The following is a 15,331-nucleotide window of genomic DNA, read 5'->3' on the forward strand; positions in this document are numbered from 1 at the left end:
ACGACGTAGCGCGGAAGGGCCGGTCGCCGACGCGACCGGCCCTTCTCTCATGTCCCGGGCCGGGGGGCCGATGGAACGCACGTGGGAACCGAGACTGTCCAGCACCGGGCGGCGGCACTCGACGACACGCTGCTCACCCGGCGGCGCATGGTCGAGATGGCTGCTCTGCTGTCGCGGTCGATCGGCCTGGTGACCACGCTGCTCTACGGCTTCGGCATCGGCGGGATCGGCCCGGCCGACCCGGTGCCGGCGCTGACCGGGGTGAGCCTGCTGGGCGCGCTGCTGATGGCGGTGTCCTGCGTGTTCTCGCTGCGCGGCGTCCGGGCGCCGGGATCCCGCTGGTACACCTGCCTGAGCGTGCTGCAGGTCGCCCTGGACACGGTGACCGTGGTCGCCTTCGTGGCGGTCACCCAGGCGCACACCACGCAGACCACCTGGCCGGTGCTCGGCCTGCCGATCGCGATCGCGGCGATCCGGCACCAGCTGGCCGGCGCGCTGGCCGCGTGGGTGGTCACCTCGGTGGCGCTGCTGAGCATGCCGCTGCCGGGTGGCGAGGGCCTCGGCGGGATCTGCCTGAACATCATGATCGCTCTGATCACCGGAGCGCAGTCCAGCGCGTTCCAGCGCCAGCTCACCACCCTGCAGCAGGTCCGGCGCGAGCTGCAGCACCAGGCCAGCCACGACTCGCTGACCGGGCTGCCGAACCGGGCCCAGCTGGCCGAACGGGCCGAGCGCTGCGACGGCCGGCCGCTCGCCGTGCTGCTGCTCGACCTGAACGGGTTCAAGCAGGTCAACGACACGTACGGGCACGCCGCGGGCGACGTGCTGCTGCACGAGGTGGGTCAGCGGCTGGGCGCGGTGCTGCGCGACGGTGACCTGGCCGGGCGGCTGGGTGGCGACGAGTTCGTGGTGCTGCTGCCCGAGGGTGACGCCGCGTCGGCACGGCTGACCGGCGAGCGGATCCGGGCGGCGATCTCCCAGCCGATCACGATCAGCGGCGGCGCCGCGATGACCGTCGGGGTGAGCATCGGCGCCGCGTTCCGCCCGGCCGGGGGCACCGCGGACCTGGACGCGCTGACCGCTGAGGCGGACGCCGCCATGTACCGGGAGAAACACGCCCGCCGGGCGGCATGATTCACCATCTGACGTTCCCGCGATGCCGCGTGCCGTTCCGCGCGCCCCGGCGTTGATCCCGCTGACGCCGCCCAGCCGGGACGGTCCGGCAAACGGCCCGGCTGGGCGGTCCCTCACGAGCGGGTCAGGACCAGGACTCCAAGATTTCGGCGACACTCGCGGTCCGGCTCGGTTCCGGCACGCGTGACGGCGTACGACCGAATCGCGGAGCCGGAGCGGGCTGGACCTGCCCGCCCACCTCGACAAAAGCGGACCTGGCCCGGTTGTGCGGATGGTCCGGTGCCTCGCGCGGCGAGAGCACCGGGCTGACACACGCGTCCAGTCCCGCGAAGACGTCCGCCCACTCGTCGCGGCTCCGGGTCAGGAACCGTTCCGTGAAGGTCCGCCGCAGCTCCGGCCAGGCCTTCCGGTCGAACTGGGCCGGCAGGTCCGGGTCGTCGTCGAGTCCCAGCCCCTTGAGCAGCGCGGCGTAGAACTGCGGTTCCAGCGCGCCGACCGCGACGTGCCCGCCGTCCGCAGTGGTGTACGTGTCGTAGAACGGCGCCCCGCCGTCGAGCAGGTTCTCCCCGCGCCCGCCACGCCACGTCCCGGCCCCGATCATGCCGTGCAGGAACGTGGTGAGCAGCGCCGAGCCGTCCACCATCGCGGCGTCGACGACCTGGCCCCGGCCGGAGCGCTCGCGTTCCAGCAGCGCGGCGAGCACCCCGACGGCGAGCAGCATGCCGCCACCGGCGAAGTCGGCGAGCAGGTTGATCGGGGCGTGCGGTCGTTCACCGGCCCGGCCCAGCGGGTCGAGCGCGCCGGCGATCGCCAGGTAGTCGATGTCGTGCCCGGCCGCGGCGGCCAGCGGACCGTCCTGTCCCCATCCGGTCATCCGCCCGTAGACCAGGCGCGGGTTGATCTCGGCACACCGGTCCGGACCGAAGCCGAGCCGCTCGGCGACGCCCGGGCGGTACCCCTCGACCAGCACGTCGGCCTCGGTGATCAGGGTGAGCAGACCGGTCAGTCCGTCCGGCGACTTGAGGTCGAGGGTGACCGTGCGGCGGCCGCGCTGCAGCGGACCGGCCTGCGGAACGAGCGGTCCGGTCCCGCCCGGCCGCTCGACCAGCACCACGTCGGCGCCCAGGTCGGCGAGCACCATGCAGCCGAACGGCCCGGGAGCCAGCCCGGCCAGCTCCACGACCCGGATCCCGTTGAGCGCGGTCATGGCTGAGCCTCCATCGGCATGCCCTCCCGGCCCTCGCCTGCGGGGCCGCTGGTAGGAGCGGGTGGCTGCCGCTCGGTGCGGTCGGTCATGCCGGTGCGAACCGTTCGCCGTACCGCGCCGCGAGCTCGGTGGCTCGGCCCTTGAAGTCGGGGTGCTGCTCGACGTAGCGGATCACGCCGCCGGTCCAGGCCGGGAATCCGATGCCCAGGATCGATCCGATGTTGCCGTCCGCGTCGGTCCGCAAGACCCCTTCGGTACGACAGCGCAGCGCGTCCAGGGCCTCACTGAACAGCAGACGCTCCTGCAGATCGGCGAACGGGACCGCTCGTCCCTCGTCGGTGGCCAGCTCGGCCAACCCGGTCCAGAGCCTGCCGCGCCGCCCGTTCTCGTACGCATAAAAACCGCGCCCCGACGACCGCCCGGAGCGATCGTGTTCGGTCAACATCGTCTCGACGAGAGCGTGCGCCCGCTCGTGCCCGACCGCCACCCCGGCCGCCCGGTACGCCAGGTGGATCTTGCGCATCAGCGTCAGCGTGACCTCGTCGGCGAGCGCCAGCGGACCGGTCGGGTACCCGGCCTGCAGCGCGGCCTGCTCGACCGACGCGGCCGGCACCCCCTCGGCGACCATCCCGATCGCCTCGTTGATGAACTGGCCGATCACCCGGCTGGTGAAGAAGCCGCGCCCGTCGTTGACCACGATCGGCGTCTTGCCGATCCGGCGGCCCAGGTCGAACGCCCGGGCGATGGCCGCGTCACCGGTCCGCTCGCCGACCACGATCTCCAGCAGCGGCATCTTGCCGACCGGGGAGAAGAAGTGCATGCCGATGAAGTCGGCCGGCCGGCTCACCCCCTCGGCCAGGCCGGTGATCGGCAGCGTGGAGGTGTTCGAGGCGAGCAGCGCGCCGGGCGCCAGGACCGGCTCGATCTCCGCGAACACCTGATGCTTCAGCGTCGGGTCCTCGAACACCGCCTCGATCACCACGTCGCAGCCGCGCAGGTCCTCGACGTCGGCGGTGGTGGTGATCCGGGCCAGCACGGCCGGATCACCTTCGGTCACGGCGCGGGCCGCGGCCTCCGGCGTGACGTCCTTGACCACCACGTCGAGGCCGGCCCTCGCGCAGGCGTACGCGATCCCGGCGCCCATCATCCCGGCGCCCAGCACCGCGACCTTGCGAGCCGGCGCGACCTCGGCCGCCGGCCGGGCCTGCCCGCCGTTGACCGCGCGCATGTCGAAGAAGAACGCGCCGATCATGTTCTTCGCGATCCGGCCGGTGAGCAGCGTGATCAGCCGCCGGGTCTCGATCACGAACGCGGACTCCAGGTCGACCTGGGCGCCCTCCACGGCGGCCGCCAGGATCGCCTCGGGCGCCGGCATCCGGTTGCCCTTGAGCTGCTTGCGCAGCGTGGCCGGGAAGGCCGGCAGCTGCGCGGCGAGTTTCGGGGTGGCCGGCGTGCCGCCGGGGATCCGGTAGCCGGGCCGGTCCCAGGGCTGTGCCGCGTCCGGGTTCGCCGCGATCCACTCCCGGGCCTTGGTGATCAGCTCCTCCGGGGTGGCGACGATCTCGTCGACCAGGCCGCCGTCGCGGGCCGCGGCCGGCTTGAGCCGCTTGCCGGTGAGCAGCCAGGTCATCAGGGCCGGGGCGAGACCCAGCATCCGTACGGTCCGGGTCACCCCGCCGGCGCCGGGCAGCAGCCCGAGGGTCACCTCGGGGAAGCCGAGCCGGGTGCCCGGCGCGTCCAGGGCGATCCGGTGGTGTGCGGCGAGCGCGATCTCCAGCCCGCCTCCGAGCGCGGCCCCGTTGATCGCGGCGACCACCGGCCGGCCGTACGTCTCGAGCCGCCGCAGATCCCGCTTGATCGTGCCGAGCAGGTCGAACAGCGCGGGCGCGTCCTCCGGCCGGGCCTGGCTCATCATCGGCAGGTCGCCGCCGGCGAAGAACGTGCTCTTCGCGCTCGCCACGATCACACCGGTGACCTGGTCGCGCTCGGCCTCGAGGCGGTCCAGCGCGGCGCTCATCGCGGCCGTGTAGACGGCATTCATCGTGTTGGCCGATTGGTCCGGGTCATTCATCGTCAGCGTGACGATGCCGGCCTCGTCCCGGGCGTACTCGATCATGAGGAGAACTCCGTAACGCGCTCGATGACGGTGGCGACGCCCATGCCGCCGCCGATGCAGAGGGTGACCACGGCCCGGTGCAGGTCGCGCCGCTCCAGCTCGTCGACGACCGTGCCGACCAGCATCGCGCCGGTCGCGCCGAGCGGATGGCCGAGCGCGATCGCGCCGCCGTTGACGTTCACCTTCTCCGGGTCCAGTTCCAGATCGCGGATGTACTTGAGCACCACCGCGGCGAACGCCTCGTTGATCTCGAACAGGTCGATGTCGGCGACACCCAGCCCGGCGACCGCCAGGGCCTTGCGGGTGGCCGGGGTCGGACCGGTGAGCATCAGCGTGGGGTCGGCGCCGCTGACCGCCGCGCCGACGATCTTGGCTCGGGGGGTCAGTCCGAGTGCACGCCCGGTCTCAGCGGAACCGATCATCACGAGCGCCGCGCCGTCCACGATCCCGGACGAGTTGCCCGCGTGGTGGACGTGGTTGATCTCCTCGAGCCAGTGGTACTTCTGCAACGCCACCGCGTCGAACCCGGCCTGCTCGCCGATCCCGGCGAACGACGGGCGGAGCTTGCCCAGCCCGGCCCGGGTGGTGTCCGGGCGCGGATGCTCGTCGACGGTCAGCACGTCCAGGCCGTTCGGGTCGCGGACCGGCACGATCGACCGGGTGAACGCGCCGCCGGCCTGCGCCTTGGCGGCCCGCTCCTGGGAGATCAGCGCCCAGCCGTCCGCGTCGTCGCGGCTGAAGCCCTCGAGCGTCGCGATCAGGTCGGCGCTGATCCCCTGCGGGACGAAGCTGGTGGCCAGCGCGGTCTCCGGGTCGAGGAACCAGGCGCCGCCGTCCGAGCCCATCGGGTTGCGCGACATCGACTCGACGCCACCGGCCAGGATCAGGTGCTCCCAGCCGGAGCGGATCCGCGACGCCGCCTGGTTGACCGCCTCCAGGCCGGAGGCGCAGAAGCGGTTGAGCTGCACCCCGCCGGTGGTGTCCGGCAGGCCGGCCACCAGGGCGGCCGCGCGGGCGAGGTCGCCGCCCTGCTCGCCGACCGGGGTGACGATGCCGAGCACCAGGTCGTCGATCCGGTCCGGGTCGAGACCGGGGGACCTTTCCCGTACGGCGTCGATCAGGCCGGTGACCAGCGTGATCGGCTTCGTGCCGTGCAGGGCGCCGGTCTCCTTGCCACGCCCGCGCGGTGTTCTCACCGCGTCGTAGAGATAAGCGTCAGAGGGCACGGGCGATCAGCTCCTTCATGATCTCGTTGGTACCGCCGTAGATCTTCTGGACCCGGGCGTCGGCGTACATCCGGGCGATCGGGTACTCGGTGGTGTAGCCGTAGCCGCCGAAGATCTGCAGGCAGCGGTCGACGACCTCGCACTGGCCCTCGGTCAGGTAGAGCTTGGCCATCGCGGCGGTCGCCACGTCCAGTTCACCCCGGGCGTGCCGGACGATGCAGTCGTCCAGGAAAATCCGCGAGACCCGGGTCCGGGTCGCGCACTCCGCCAACACCATGCGGGTGTTCTGGTGGCCGATCAACGGCTTACCGAAGGCGGTTCTTTCTTTTGCGTACGCCGTGGCCAGCTCGACGGCGCGTTGCATCGCGGCGACCGCGCCCACCCCGATCACCAGGCGTTCCTGCGGGAGCTGGCGCATCAGCTGATAGAAGCCGGTGTTCTCGGCCTCCGCGCCGCCCAGCACGTTCGCGGCCGGCACCCGGAAGTCGTCGAAGAACAGCTCGGCGGTGTCGTTCGCGTGCAGCCCGATCTTCTCCAGGTTGCGGCCCCGGCGGAACCCGGGCGCGTCGTCGGTCAGCTCGCAGATCAGCAGCGAGATGCCGTGCGCCTTCGCCGACCGGTCGGTGGTCACCGCCAGGATCAGCAGCCCGGCCAGGTGCCCGTTGGTGATGAACGTCTTGGTACCGCTGACCAGGAAGTCGTCGCCGTCGCGCACCGCCCGGGTACGGATCGCCTGCACGTCCGAGCCGCCGTCCGGCTCGGTCATCGCGATCGCCCCGATCAGCTCGCCGCTGCACAGCTGCGGCAGCCAGCGCCGCTTCTGCTCCTCGGTGCCGTACGCCGTGAGGTAACCCGTGATGATCCCGCTGTGCACGGCGAGCCCGAGGCTGCCCTCGCCGGTCAGGGTCTGCTCGTGCAGCAGCACCGCCTCGTGGGTGACGTCGCCGCCTCCGCCGCCGTACTCCTCCGGCACCGAGAGGCCGAGCAGGCCGAGCTCGCCGGCTCGCCGGTAGTGCTCGCGGTCGGGGTGGCCCTGCTTCTCCAGGCGGGCGGCGTGCGGCACGACTTCCTTGAGGAAGAAGGTGCGCGCCAGCTCGGCGAGGTCGTCGTGCTCCGGCTTACGCCACGGCTCGGCGTAGGTCTCCAGTCCAGGCGTCGGCATCGACATACCCTCGAATACTATTGGCGATGTGTCAACAAGCTCGTGACGAATTGGCGGCATCCTTCGTTCGGTGCGGCGGCCCCATCGGCGAACCGGGCATCTCGGAAGCCGATGAATCGACGTGCCGTAAGGTCACGACTGTGTCGACAGGGGCTGAACGACCAGGCCAGACCGTGATCCGGGGCCGGCGGCTGGAGCCGGACGCCCGGCGGGAGCAGATCCTGTCGGTGGCGGTCCGGCTGTTCGGCGAGCGCCCGTACCCGGAGGTCTCCACCACCGACGTGGCCCGCGACGCCGGGGTGGCCCGCGGCTTGGTCAACCACTACTTCGGTACGAAGAAGGAGCTCTACCTCGAAGTCGTCCGGGTGATGCTGACCGTGCCCGAGGTGGCCCTGGAACGCCTGCCGGTCGGCGACCCGCCGCAACGGGTGGACGCGATCGTCACCTGGTTCCTCGACGTGGTGTCCCGGCACAGCACGTCCTGGCTGGCCGCGATCACGGCCGGCGGGATGGCCGGCGACAGCGACGTCGACCGGGTGATCACCGAGGCCGTCGACGTGGCGGCGGACAGCGTCCTGGCCGCGGTCGGCCTGGGCGACCGCCAGGACGAGGCCCTGCGCGGAATGGCCCGCGCCTATGTCGGAATGGCCACCTACACGGCCCGGGAGTGGCTGCAACGAAACGTGCTGACCCGTGACCAGGTGCACCTCTTGCTGACCACCACCCTGCTCGCCATCCTCGAAAAGGTCTTCCCCAAAGCCCTCTAACCCAGCCCCCCGCCGCGGCTCAGCGACGCTTGCGTGTGAAGTTGTGGTGCGCTCCGCACCGAAAGTCCCCACGTCGCGGCTCAGCGGCGCTTGTGTGTGGAGTTGTGGTGCGCTCCGCGCCGAAAGTCCCCACGCTGCGGGTTAGTGGCGCTTGATTGCTCGGGGGGCCAGCGCGGTGGTGGTCAGGGCGAGAGCGGCCAGGAAGAGGCGGTCGGGGAGGGTCGAGGCGTTGGCCAGCAGGCCGAACAGGGTGTGGCCGACCACCGCACCCAGGGCCGCGCCGAGCAGGTGGGCCGGGGTCCACGTCGGTGTGGCGGTCCAGCGGCGCAGGGCGTGACCGATTCCGGTCGCTACGAGGGCAGCGGCGGCCATCGGGAGCAGGGCCCAGGCGCCGTGGGTGAAGGACGGCTGCTCGGCTCCGGCGAACGGGAAGATCAGTGCGAGGAACGCGAACGCGGCCCCGCCACTCCACCCGGCGACCACGGCGGGTGAGGGCGGCCGGCTGGCTGTCGGGGGTGTCTCGGGCGCTTTGAGGCACCTCTGGGGTCCAGCCGGCTCGTGTTGGCTGGCTGTCGGGGGTGTCTCGGGGGCTTTGAGGCACCGCTGGGGTCCAGCCGCCGGCTTGTGCTGCTGGTGACCCGCTGCCCCGCGCCGGCCGGGACTTCGGGGGAGGGCCGGGGCCGGTGCGGTGCGGCTGCCCCCGGGGGCCGGGTGGGCGGGTGTCGGGGGCGCGGGGCGGGTGGGCTCTGGTCGTACAAAATAGGCGGCGGTGGTGAGGAGCGACGCTGCCGTCAGGAAAAAGACGGCCGCGAGGGGCGGCAGGGTGTAGTTCGGGTCCTCGACCGGTGGGATCGCGAGCCGCAGCAGCAGGGCGCCGAGCGCGGTGACGACGCCGGTGATGATCAGGCCGCCGCGGCGCAGGTAGGGCCGGCGGCCGTGGCCCGCGAAGATCAACTCGGTCAGGACGATCGGGACGGTGATGCTGAAGACCGGGTGATAGGCCAGGTTCAGCTCGGCGTAGGCGGTGTTCAGGCCGAACAGGCGCGGGGCCCAGTCGGCGGCGCCGTACAGATGAGGGCTGGTCAGGCCCTGCAGCACCAGCCCCTCCTCGATCACACCGTAGGCGGCCCCGAACAGCAGCAGGCTGGGGAACCCGCCACCGATCCGGCGCGTCACCTCCCGGATCAGCAGCGCGCCGCCGCCGTAGATCGGCAGGAAGATCAGTACGACCCAGGCCTGGCGCAGCGGCACGGTGCCCAGCGACAGTTCGGCGATCAGCGGGGCGAGCAGGACCAGCGTCCAGGCGGCGCCGCGGTGGCGGGGGCGGGTGTCGACCGGGACCGGCGCGTCGAAGGCGGACCGGACCGTCCGGGAGTTGACCGTGACCGCGAGGGCGATCAGCGTGACCAGTTGGACGGCCTGGACAGCGAGCAACCACGCCGGATACTCCGCTGTGACCAGCAGCCAGCCGATCACCGGCACGCCCAGTGCCGAGACGGTCCGGATCCGGCGCAGGGCCCGAGGATCGCCGGTCCGTAACCGCCGGACGATCCGGAGGTAGAGCAGGGCGACGCAGAGCACGGTGGCCGGGCGGCTCCACAGTGTCCGGGCCAATCCGGCGGGGTCGGCGCCTGGGTGGTGAAGTCGCTGGTAGGCGAGGATCTGGTCGTGCAGCAGCAGGGTGAGCAGCGCGAAGAGCACGCTTGTCGCGAGGTTGGCCAGGACCAGGGTGACAACGGTCTTCTTCGTCATGCCCTGACGGTAGGAATTCCCGGCGGTCGATTCCTCAGGCTGTGGAGGGGTCTTCGCTCTACGACTTCAGGATGAGGGCGGGCTGTCCGGAGGGGCGGGTTTCTGGGAGAGGGCGGCTTCTTCAGCCGGGGCGGGCTTCCTCAGGACGGGCGGGGGCGGACCACTCCCAGGTCGTAGGCGAGGACGACGGCCTGGACCCGGTCGCGGACGTCGAGTTTGCGCAGGACGGCGGAGACGTGGGTCTTCACGGTCGCCTCGGTGACGGTCATCCGCGTCGCGATCTCGGCGTTCGAGGCGCCCCGGGCCAGCAGCTCCAGGACCTCGCGCTCGCGGCCGGTGAGCCGGTCCAGCCGGGCGTCCGCGCCGGGCGGACTCAGGTCGGCGGCCACGAAACGGTCCAGCAGCCGTCGGGTCGCGGTCGGGGCGAGCAGCGCCTCGCCGCGGGCCACCACCCGGATCGCCTCGGCCAGATCACCCGGGCGGACATCCTTGAGCAGGAAGCCGCTCGCCCCGGCCCGCAACGCGGCGTAGAGCGATTCGTCAAGGTCATAGGTGGTCAGCATGATCACCCGAGGCGCGTCCGGGGTTGCGGTGAGCCGGGCGGTCGCGGTCAGCCCGTCCATTCCAGGCATGCGTACGTCCATCAGCACGACATCCGGCCGGCTCTGCGCCGCGAGTCGGAGAGCCTGCTCGCCGTCGCCGGCCTCACCGACCACCTCGAGGTCCTCCCGCGCCTCAATGATCATGCGAAACCCGACCCTGACCAGCGCCTGATCATCAACGATCAGCACTCGTACGCTCATACCCGCCTCCCCGTCGGCGGGGGTTGCCAGGGTAGGTGGGCTCGGACCAGGAAGCCGCCGGTGGCGGGGTCCGGTGCGGCGGTGAGTGTGCCGCCGAGCAGGACCGCACGTTCCCGCATCCCGCGGATGCCGTTGCCGGTGCCGTTCGGGGAACCGCCCCGGCCGTCGTCGCGCACCTCGACCGTCACCTCCGAGGCGGTGACCCGGACCAGGACGTCCGCCTGCCGCGCGGCGGCGTGCCGGAGCGTGTTGGTCAGCGACTCCTGCACGATCCGGTAGGCGCTCAGTTGCACCCCGGCCGGTGGCTCGGCGGCACCGTCGCGGCGCAGCGTCACCGGGAGGCCGGCCGCGGTGAACGTCCCGACCAGCCGGTCGAGATCGGCCAGGGTCGGCTGCGGCGGGGCGTCGAACTGCCCCGGATCGGTCGGGGCCGGCCGGGGTGGGGGGCTCGGGGTGTCGGCTCGTACCGTACGGAGAAAAGACCGCAACTCGGCCAGGGCCTCGCGGCCGGCAGCCTCGGTGCGCCGGATCGCCTCGCGGGCCTTTCCCGGATCGATGTCGAAGACGTCGTCCGCGGCCGCGGCCTGGATCACCATCACCGACACCGTGTGGGACAGCACGTCGTGCAGTTCCCGGGCGATCCGGGCGCGCTCCTCGAGGACGGCCTGGCGCTGCTCGGCCTCGTGCCGGGCGCTGCGGGCCCGGCCCAGCGCGCCCCAGCTCCAGGCCAGCAGCGACGCCGCGAGCCAGGCCCCGGCCGGCGCCCACCGGCCCTGCAGCAGGGCCGGCCCGCAGACCGCCAGCACCGTCGCGGCCAGCGCCCACCGGCTCTCCCGCGCGGGCCGCGCCCAGGCGTAGGTGCACAGCACCACGAAGACCAGCCCCGGCCCGAGCGACGGCACCAGCAGCTGCAGGGCCGCGCTGCCGGCCAGCACCGCCGCGGTCACCCGCCGGGGCGCACGGTCCAGCCAGCCGAGCAGGGCGACCTGCCCGGCAGCCAGCGTCACGGCGAGGACCCGGCCGGGGACCGGAGGCAACCCGGCGGTGTCCAGCCAGAGAGCCGGCGCCACCAGGACCGCGCCCAGCAGGAGCAGGGCCCGGCGCCATTGCGGCGACAGGCGGGCCTGGTAGCCGTCCTCCATACTGACGGACCCTACCGCCGGGCCGGTCCGGCGAGATCACGGCATTTCCCGGGGCGATCCGGGGTAGTGGGCAGTTCGTCCGGACCACCCGCGGATGCGGCTGATCGACTTGGCGGGGGCGATGGAGTATCCGAGGGGTGTGCGGGCCGATGGGTTACCCGCCGTGCTGTCCGATCCTGATCGGCTCGCGGCGCTGGCTGCCAGCGGGCAGTTCGGCAGCGCACCGGAGCAGGTGTTCGACGACCTGACCCGGCTCGCCGTCTCGGTGACCGGCTGCGCCATCTCGGCGATCACCTTCGTCGGCACCGAGCGCACGTACTGGAAGTCCGTGCCGCACCTGGCCTACACCGGGCGGGAGACCTGGCAGAACGGTGTCGGGGAGAGCTTCTGCTACTTCCCGATCGGGATGCACGGGCCGGTCATCGTCGACGACGCGGCCAACGACCCCCGGGTGAAGGGACACCAGGCGATCGAGCCGTGGGGCGTCGGCGCCTGGGCCGGCTTCCCGATCATGACGGCGGACGGGCATGCGGTCGGCACCATGTGCGTGATCGACACCAACCCGCGGCAGTGGCGGACCGACGAGCTGGAGACCCTGGCGATCCTGGCCCGGGCGGTGTCCAACGAGGTGAACCTGCGGATCGCGCTGGCCAACGCCCGTACCGCGCTGGACACCGCGCAGGAGGCGCTGGCCCGGACCGGCGAGCTGTCCCGCAGCCTGCAGGAGAGCCTGCTGCCCCCGGTGCTGCTGCCGCCGCCCGGGCTGGACGCCGCCGCGCGCTACCTGACCGCCACCGGGGACGCGTCGGTCGGCGGCGACTTCTACGACCTGTTCCAGGCCCGCGGCCCGTGGTGGAGCGCGGTGCTCGGCGACGTGTGCGGCAAGGGCACCGAGGCCGCCAAGGTGACCGCGCTGGCCCGGTACACGCTGCGCGCCGACGCCGGGGAACACCTGTCGCCGGCGTCGGTCCTGCGCCGGCTGAACACCGCGATGCTGGCCCAGCGGGCACCCCGCTTCCTGACCGCCGTGCAGGCCACGTTCCGGGCCACCGCGGCCGGGCTGGCCGGACGGCTGTGCCTGGCCGGGCATCCGCCGGCGCTGATCCGCCGGGCCGACGGCCGGGTGCAGCCGGTGGGTGTGCCGGGGGTGCTGCTCGGGGTGGCCGAGACGGTCCGGGTGACGGACGTCCGGTTCCGGATGGCGCCCGGTGACCTGATGCTGCTCTACACCGACGGGGCGTGCGAGGCGAGGGCGGACCGGCGCGGTCCGGAACCGGGCAAGGCGATGTTCGACGAGGAGGCGCTGGCGCGGGCCCTGGCGGCCAGTCACGGCCTGGACGCGGCCGGCACCGTGGAACATCTGGCGGCGACGCTGAGCGCCTACCACCACGGCTGGCACAGCGACGACGCCGCGCTCCTGGCGCTGCGGGTCCCACCCCACCCCTGACCCGGACCGCGGCGTCCCTATCGGTGACCGGCCGGCCATCGCTGCCTCGAGCCGCGGGAGGCAGCCCTCAGCGCCGGCGGGGAGTGGTGGGGCGCGACGTTCGCCGGCTCCCGAGGCCCGTGCCGCGGTTTCCGAGCCCGGCTGGTTCCTGGGGGTGTGTCAGCGGCCTGGATGCACCCCTGTGAGCCAGCCGGGGAACGGAGGCGCGGGGCGGTCCGGGGCGGTGGCGGTGTCGCGCGGGTCCAGGGGTGGAGCTTTCGGGGGCGGTGGGAGGCCGCGATCGTGTCCTGCGGAGGTTCTGCTGCTTGCGTGGGGAGTTTGGGTGCGGAGCGCGCCGTAACTTCACACGCTGCGGGGTGGGGGTGTCGTGACTTCGCGCGGGTGGGGGAGGGGCGTGCGGCGCCGGTGGAGGTCGGCGCCGCACGCGGCTTTTGCGGGGTGGTGATGTGGCGGTCGTGACCCGCCACGGACGTCGCCCCGGAGGGCTTCGCGTTCTGGACGCGCCAGCGGCCAGCGAAGCCCGCAGGGGTCCCGGCGGGAGCGGCGATCTGTACCCCGGCGGACGCACGACATCATGAATTTGATCTTGATTGGGTCAGTGCTTGGTGCCTCCGGGGCCCATCGCGGTGAGGAACTTGTCGCGGAACGAGTTCATCGGCCAGACCGGAGCGTCCGGTGCCGGCTTGAGGCCGTCGGTCCAGCCCCAGTTGGCGATCCGGTCGAGCACCTTCGGGTCCTTGGCGACGATCGTGATCGGCACGTCGTGGCTGGCGTTCTCGCCGGTCACCACGGGCGACGGCTGGTGGTCGCCGAGGAAGACCATGACCAGGTTGTCGTCGCCGTAGGTGGTGATCCAGTCGACGAGGGTGGTGAGCGTGTACTGGATCGACTTGCCGTACTCCTGGCGGACCTTGGACGAGGCGGTCCAGATCTCCGCCTTGGTCGGCTGGTTGGCGACGATCGCGTTGTAGACCGACCCGTCGCCGACCTGGTCCCAGGGCATGAACTCGGGGATCGGCGCCCACGGCGTGTGGCTGGAGACCAGCGGCATCTCGATGAACAGCGGCCGGCGGCCGGCCTTCTGGTACTCGACCTGGCTGAACTGCTTCAGCGTGTACTGGTCGGGCATCGGCGCCCAGCTGAACTTGGGGCCGGCGTACCCGAGGTTGCGGGAGTCCCACACCCGGTCGAAGCCGTAGAAGTTGCCCTCCGGCCAGGCCCGGGTGGCGCCCGGCATCACGCTGACGGTGTCCCAGCCGGCCGACTTGAACAGGCTCGGCAGGGTGAGCCGGCTGCTGGCGGTGAGGTTCCGGTACCGGCCCTGGTTGTTGATCCACAGGCCGGACATCGTGGTGGAGTGCGCCAGCCAGCTGCCGCCGCCGAACGTCGGCGAGGTGAGCCAGCCGCTGCGGGAGCTGAACCCGGCCGCCTTGAGCTTCGCGGTGCCGTTGGTCAGGACGGGGTCGACACCCTCGGCCAGGTACGGCGACTCGACCGCGTTCCGCCCGTAGCTCTCGACGAACGTGAGCATCACGTCCTTGCCGGTCAGCCCGGTCAGCAGCTGGTTGCCGGGGACGTTCTGGAACGCGTCGATCTTCACTTCGCGGTTGAACGCGGCCTCGTTCTTGATGCCGGCCCGGGCCTGCGCGGCGCGATCCCAGGCGTAGCTGACCGTGGTGCGGGCCGCCATCGGGACGTTCGGGAGCAGCGTGGGCAGGCCGAGCACCAGGGCCAGGGCCCAGGCGACGGTGATGCCGCCGGCGGTGAACGCGGACTTGCGGCGGTCCTCGGCGAGCAGCGCGGCGACCCGCAGGCTGGCCCAGGTGGTCAGGCCGAGCACCACGGTGACCAGCAGCACGATGGCGGCGATCGCGCCGTACGCGCCGGCCGGTCCGTAGGACTCGTGCACGAAGTCGTAGGCGTCGTCGAAGAGCACCCAGTCGAGCACCGGGTCGAACGGCCGGGCGAGCACCTGGAAGAAGCCCATGTCCAGGCACTTCTCCAGGACCAGCCAGCCGAGCGTGACGCCGAACAGGGTGGCGAGCACGCGGCGGGGGCGGCGCGGCAGCACGATCAGCACGGCGATGCCGATGGCCGCCTCGATCGGGATCCGGGTGAAGTTGCCCAGGGTGAGCCGGCGCAGCACGTTCGGGAAGAGCAGCGCGGCGAAGACGATCAGGCAGGCGAGGGTGGTCAGGCTGCGGCTGACCGCGGTGTGCCGGAAGAAGCGGCGTACCCGGCCGGGCGGTTTCGGTCCGGACCGCTCGGTCCCGGCCTCGGGGCCCTCCACGGCCTCGACGACGGTCACCTCGGTCGGGGTCTCGGTTTTTGGAGCGGCCGCGGCCGCTTCCGCACCAGGCTCGGTCGTCGCGGCGACCGGGGTCGCCGCAGCGGCCGGGGTCGCCTCGGCGACCGGGGCTGCCGGGGTCGCCTTGGAAGAGGCGGTCAGGGGCGCGGCGGGCGCTGCTTCAGCGGCGCCGCCGGGGGCGGGCGTCGCCGGCGAACCCGGCTCGTCGTCCGGGTTCTGCTGATCGGCAAGGTCTGTCTGTGACACGTCTGTGGGAACGCGTGTCCG

Annotated in this window: 11 protein-coding genes; 3 read left to right on the forward strand and 8 right to left on the reverse strand. The window is 72.4% G+C overall.

Annotated elements, in window-relative coordinates; all coding sequences use genetic code 11:
• Nucleotides 1-81: 81 nt before the first annotated feature.
• Nucleotides 82-1,134 (forward strand): GGDEF domain-containing protein, encoded by a 1,053-nt coding sequence (locus Apa02nite_RS29455; protein WP_239164655.1) that lies wholly within the window; start codon nucleotides 82-84, stop codon nucleotides 1,132-1,134.
• 124 nt (nucleotides 1,135-1,258) lie between these two features.
• Here the strand turns inward: Apa02nite_RS29455 and Apa02nite_RS29460 are convergent, their stop codons facing one another.
• The 4 genes from Apa02nite_RS29460 to Apa02nite_RS29475 all read right to left on the reverse strand — a co-directional run bounded on the left by Apa02nite_RS29460 (nucleotide 1,259) and on the right by Apa02nite_RS29475 (nucleotide 6,845).
• Nucleotides 1,259-2,341: a CaiB/BaiF CoA transferase family protein gene (locus tag Apa02nite_RS29460; RefSeq protein WP_203827904.1), complete on the reverse strand. Its 1,083-nt coding sequence runs from the start codon at nucleotides 2,339-2,341 to the stop codon at nucleotides 1,259-1,261.
• An 85-nt stretch (nucleotides 2,342-2,426) separates the two neighbouring features.
• The gene (locus Apa02nite_RS29465; protein WP_203827905.1) at nucleotides 2,427-4,457 is read right to left on the reverse strand and encodes a 3-hydroxyacyl-CoA dehydrogenase NAD-binding domain-containing protein; all 2,031 of its coding nucleotides are present in this window, start codon (nucleotides 4,455-4,457) and stop codon (nucleotides 2,427-2,429) included.
• Complete coding sequence (locus Apa02nite_RS29470) at nucleotides 4,454-5,683, reverse strand: acetyl-CoA C-acetyltransferase (RefSeq protein WP_203827906.1); 1,230 nt, start codon at nucleotides 5,681-5,683, stop codon at nucleotides 4,454-4,456. The genes Apa02nite_RS29465 and Apa02nite_RS29470 overlap by 4 nt, the downstream gene beginning before the upstream one ends.
• Nucleotides 5,673-6,845: an acyl-CoA dehydrogenase family protein gene (locus tag Apa02nite_RS29475; RefSeq protein ID WP_203827907.1), complete on the reverse strand. Its 1,173-nt coding sequence runs from the start codon at nucleotides 6,843-6,845 to the stop codon at nucleotides 5,673-5,675. The genes Apa02nite_RS29470 and Apa02nite_RS29475 overlap by 11 nt, the downstream gene beginning before the upstream one ends.
• Nucleotides 6,846-6,985: 140 nt before the next feature.
• On the opposite strand from Apa02nite_RS29475, the gene Apa02nite_RS29480 reads away from it, so the two are divergent.
• Nucleotides 6,986-7,612: a TetR/AcrR family transcriptional regulator gene (locus Apa02nite_RS29480; protein ID WP_239164656.1), complete on the forward strand. Its 627-nt coding sequence runs from the start codon at nucleotides 6,986-6,988 to the stop codon at nucleotides 7,610-7,612.
• Between the two features lie 141 nt (nucleotides 7,613-7,753).
• Here Apa02nite_RS29480 and Apa02nite_RS29485 read toward each other — a convergent pair whose 3' ends face one another.
• The 3 genes from Apa02nite_RS29485 to Apa02nite_RS29495 all read right to left on the reverse strand — a co-directional run bounded on the left by Apa02nite_RS29485 (nucleotide 7,754) and on the right by Apa02nite_RS29495 (nucleotide 11,309).
• Nucleotides 7,754-9,364, reverse strand: a complete 1,611-nt coding sequence (locus tag Apa02nite_RS29485; RefSeq protein ID WP_203827909.1) for an AF_0692 family protein — start codon at nucleotides 9,362-9,364, stop codon at nucleotides 7,754-7,756.
• A gap of 140 nt (nucleotides 9,365-9,504) precedes the next feature.
• Complete coding sequence (locus Apa02nite_RS29490; RefSeq protein WP_067688344.1) at nucleotides 9,505-10,167, reverse strand: response regulator; 663 nt, start codon at nucleotides 10,165-10,167, stop codon at nucleotides 9,505-9,507.
• On the reverse strand, nucleotides 10,164-11,309 hold the full coding sequence (locus tag Apa02nite_RS29495; protein ID WP_203827910.1) for a sensor histidine kinase: 1,146 nt from the start codon (nucleotides 11,307-11,309) through the stop codon (nucleotides 10,164-10,166). Before Apa02nite_RS29495 ends, Apa02nite_RS29490 begins: the two co-directional genes overlap by 4 nt.
• A gap of 163 nt (nucleotides 11,310-11,472) precedes the next feature.
• Here Apa02nite_RS29495 and Apa02nite_RS29500 point away from each other — a divergent pair, with 163 nt between their 5' ends.
• Nucleotides 11,473-12,756 carry a SpoIIE family protein phosphatase gene (locus tag Apa02nite_RS29500; RefSeq protein WP_203827911.1) on the forward strand — a complete coding sequence of 428 codons (1,284 nt, stop codon included), beginning with the start codon at nucleotides 11,473-11,475 and terminating at the stop codon, nucleotides 12,754-12,756.
• 595 nt (nucleotides 12,757-13,351) lie between these two features.
• On the opposite strand, the gene Apa02nite_RS29505 is transcribed toward Apa02nite_RS29500, so the two are convergent.
• On the reverse strand, nucleotides 13,352-15,310 hold the full coding sequence (locus Apa02nite_RS29505; RefSeq protein WP_239164657.1) for a sulfatase-like hydrolase/transferase: 1,959 nt from the start codon (nucleotides 15,308-15,310) through the stop codon (nucleotides 13,352-13,354).
• Nucleotides 15,311-15,331: the final 21 nt, after the last annotated feature.

Source organism: Actinoplanes palleronii (assembly GCF_016862315.1).
Classification (GTDB): Bacteria; Actinomycetota; Actinomycetes; order Mycobacteriales; family Micromonosporaceae; genus Actinoplanes; species Actinoplanes palleronii.

Bases quoted from the DNA above. Each gene is read 5' to 3' on its own strand.
- Apa02nite_RS29485 (WP_203827909.1), bottom strand. From the start codon at position 9,364: ATGACGAAGAAGACCGTTGTCACCCTGGTCCTGGCCAACCTCGCGACA.
- Apa02nite_RS29475 (WP_203827907.1), bottom strand. From the start codon at position 6,845: ATGCCGACGCCTGGACTGGAGACCTACGCCGAGCCGTGGCGTAAGCCG.
- Apa02nite_RS29460 (WP_203827904.1), bottom strand. From the start codon at position 2,341: ATGACCGCGCTCAACGGGATCCGGGTCGTGGAGCTGGCCGGGCTGGCT.
- Apa02nite_RS29495 (WP_203827910.1), bottom strand. From the start codon at position 11,309: ATGGAGGACGGCTACCAGGCCCGCCTGTCGCCGCAATGGCGCCGGGCC.
- Apa02nite_RS29490 (WP_067688344.1), bottom strand. From the start codon at position 10,167: ATGAGCGTACGAGTGCTGATCGTTGATGATCAGGCGCTGGTCAGGGTC.
- Apa02nite_RS29465 (WP_203827905.1), bottom strand. From the start codon at position 4,457: ATGATCGAGTACGCCCGGGACGAGGCCGGCATCGTCACGCTGACGATG.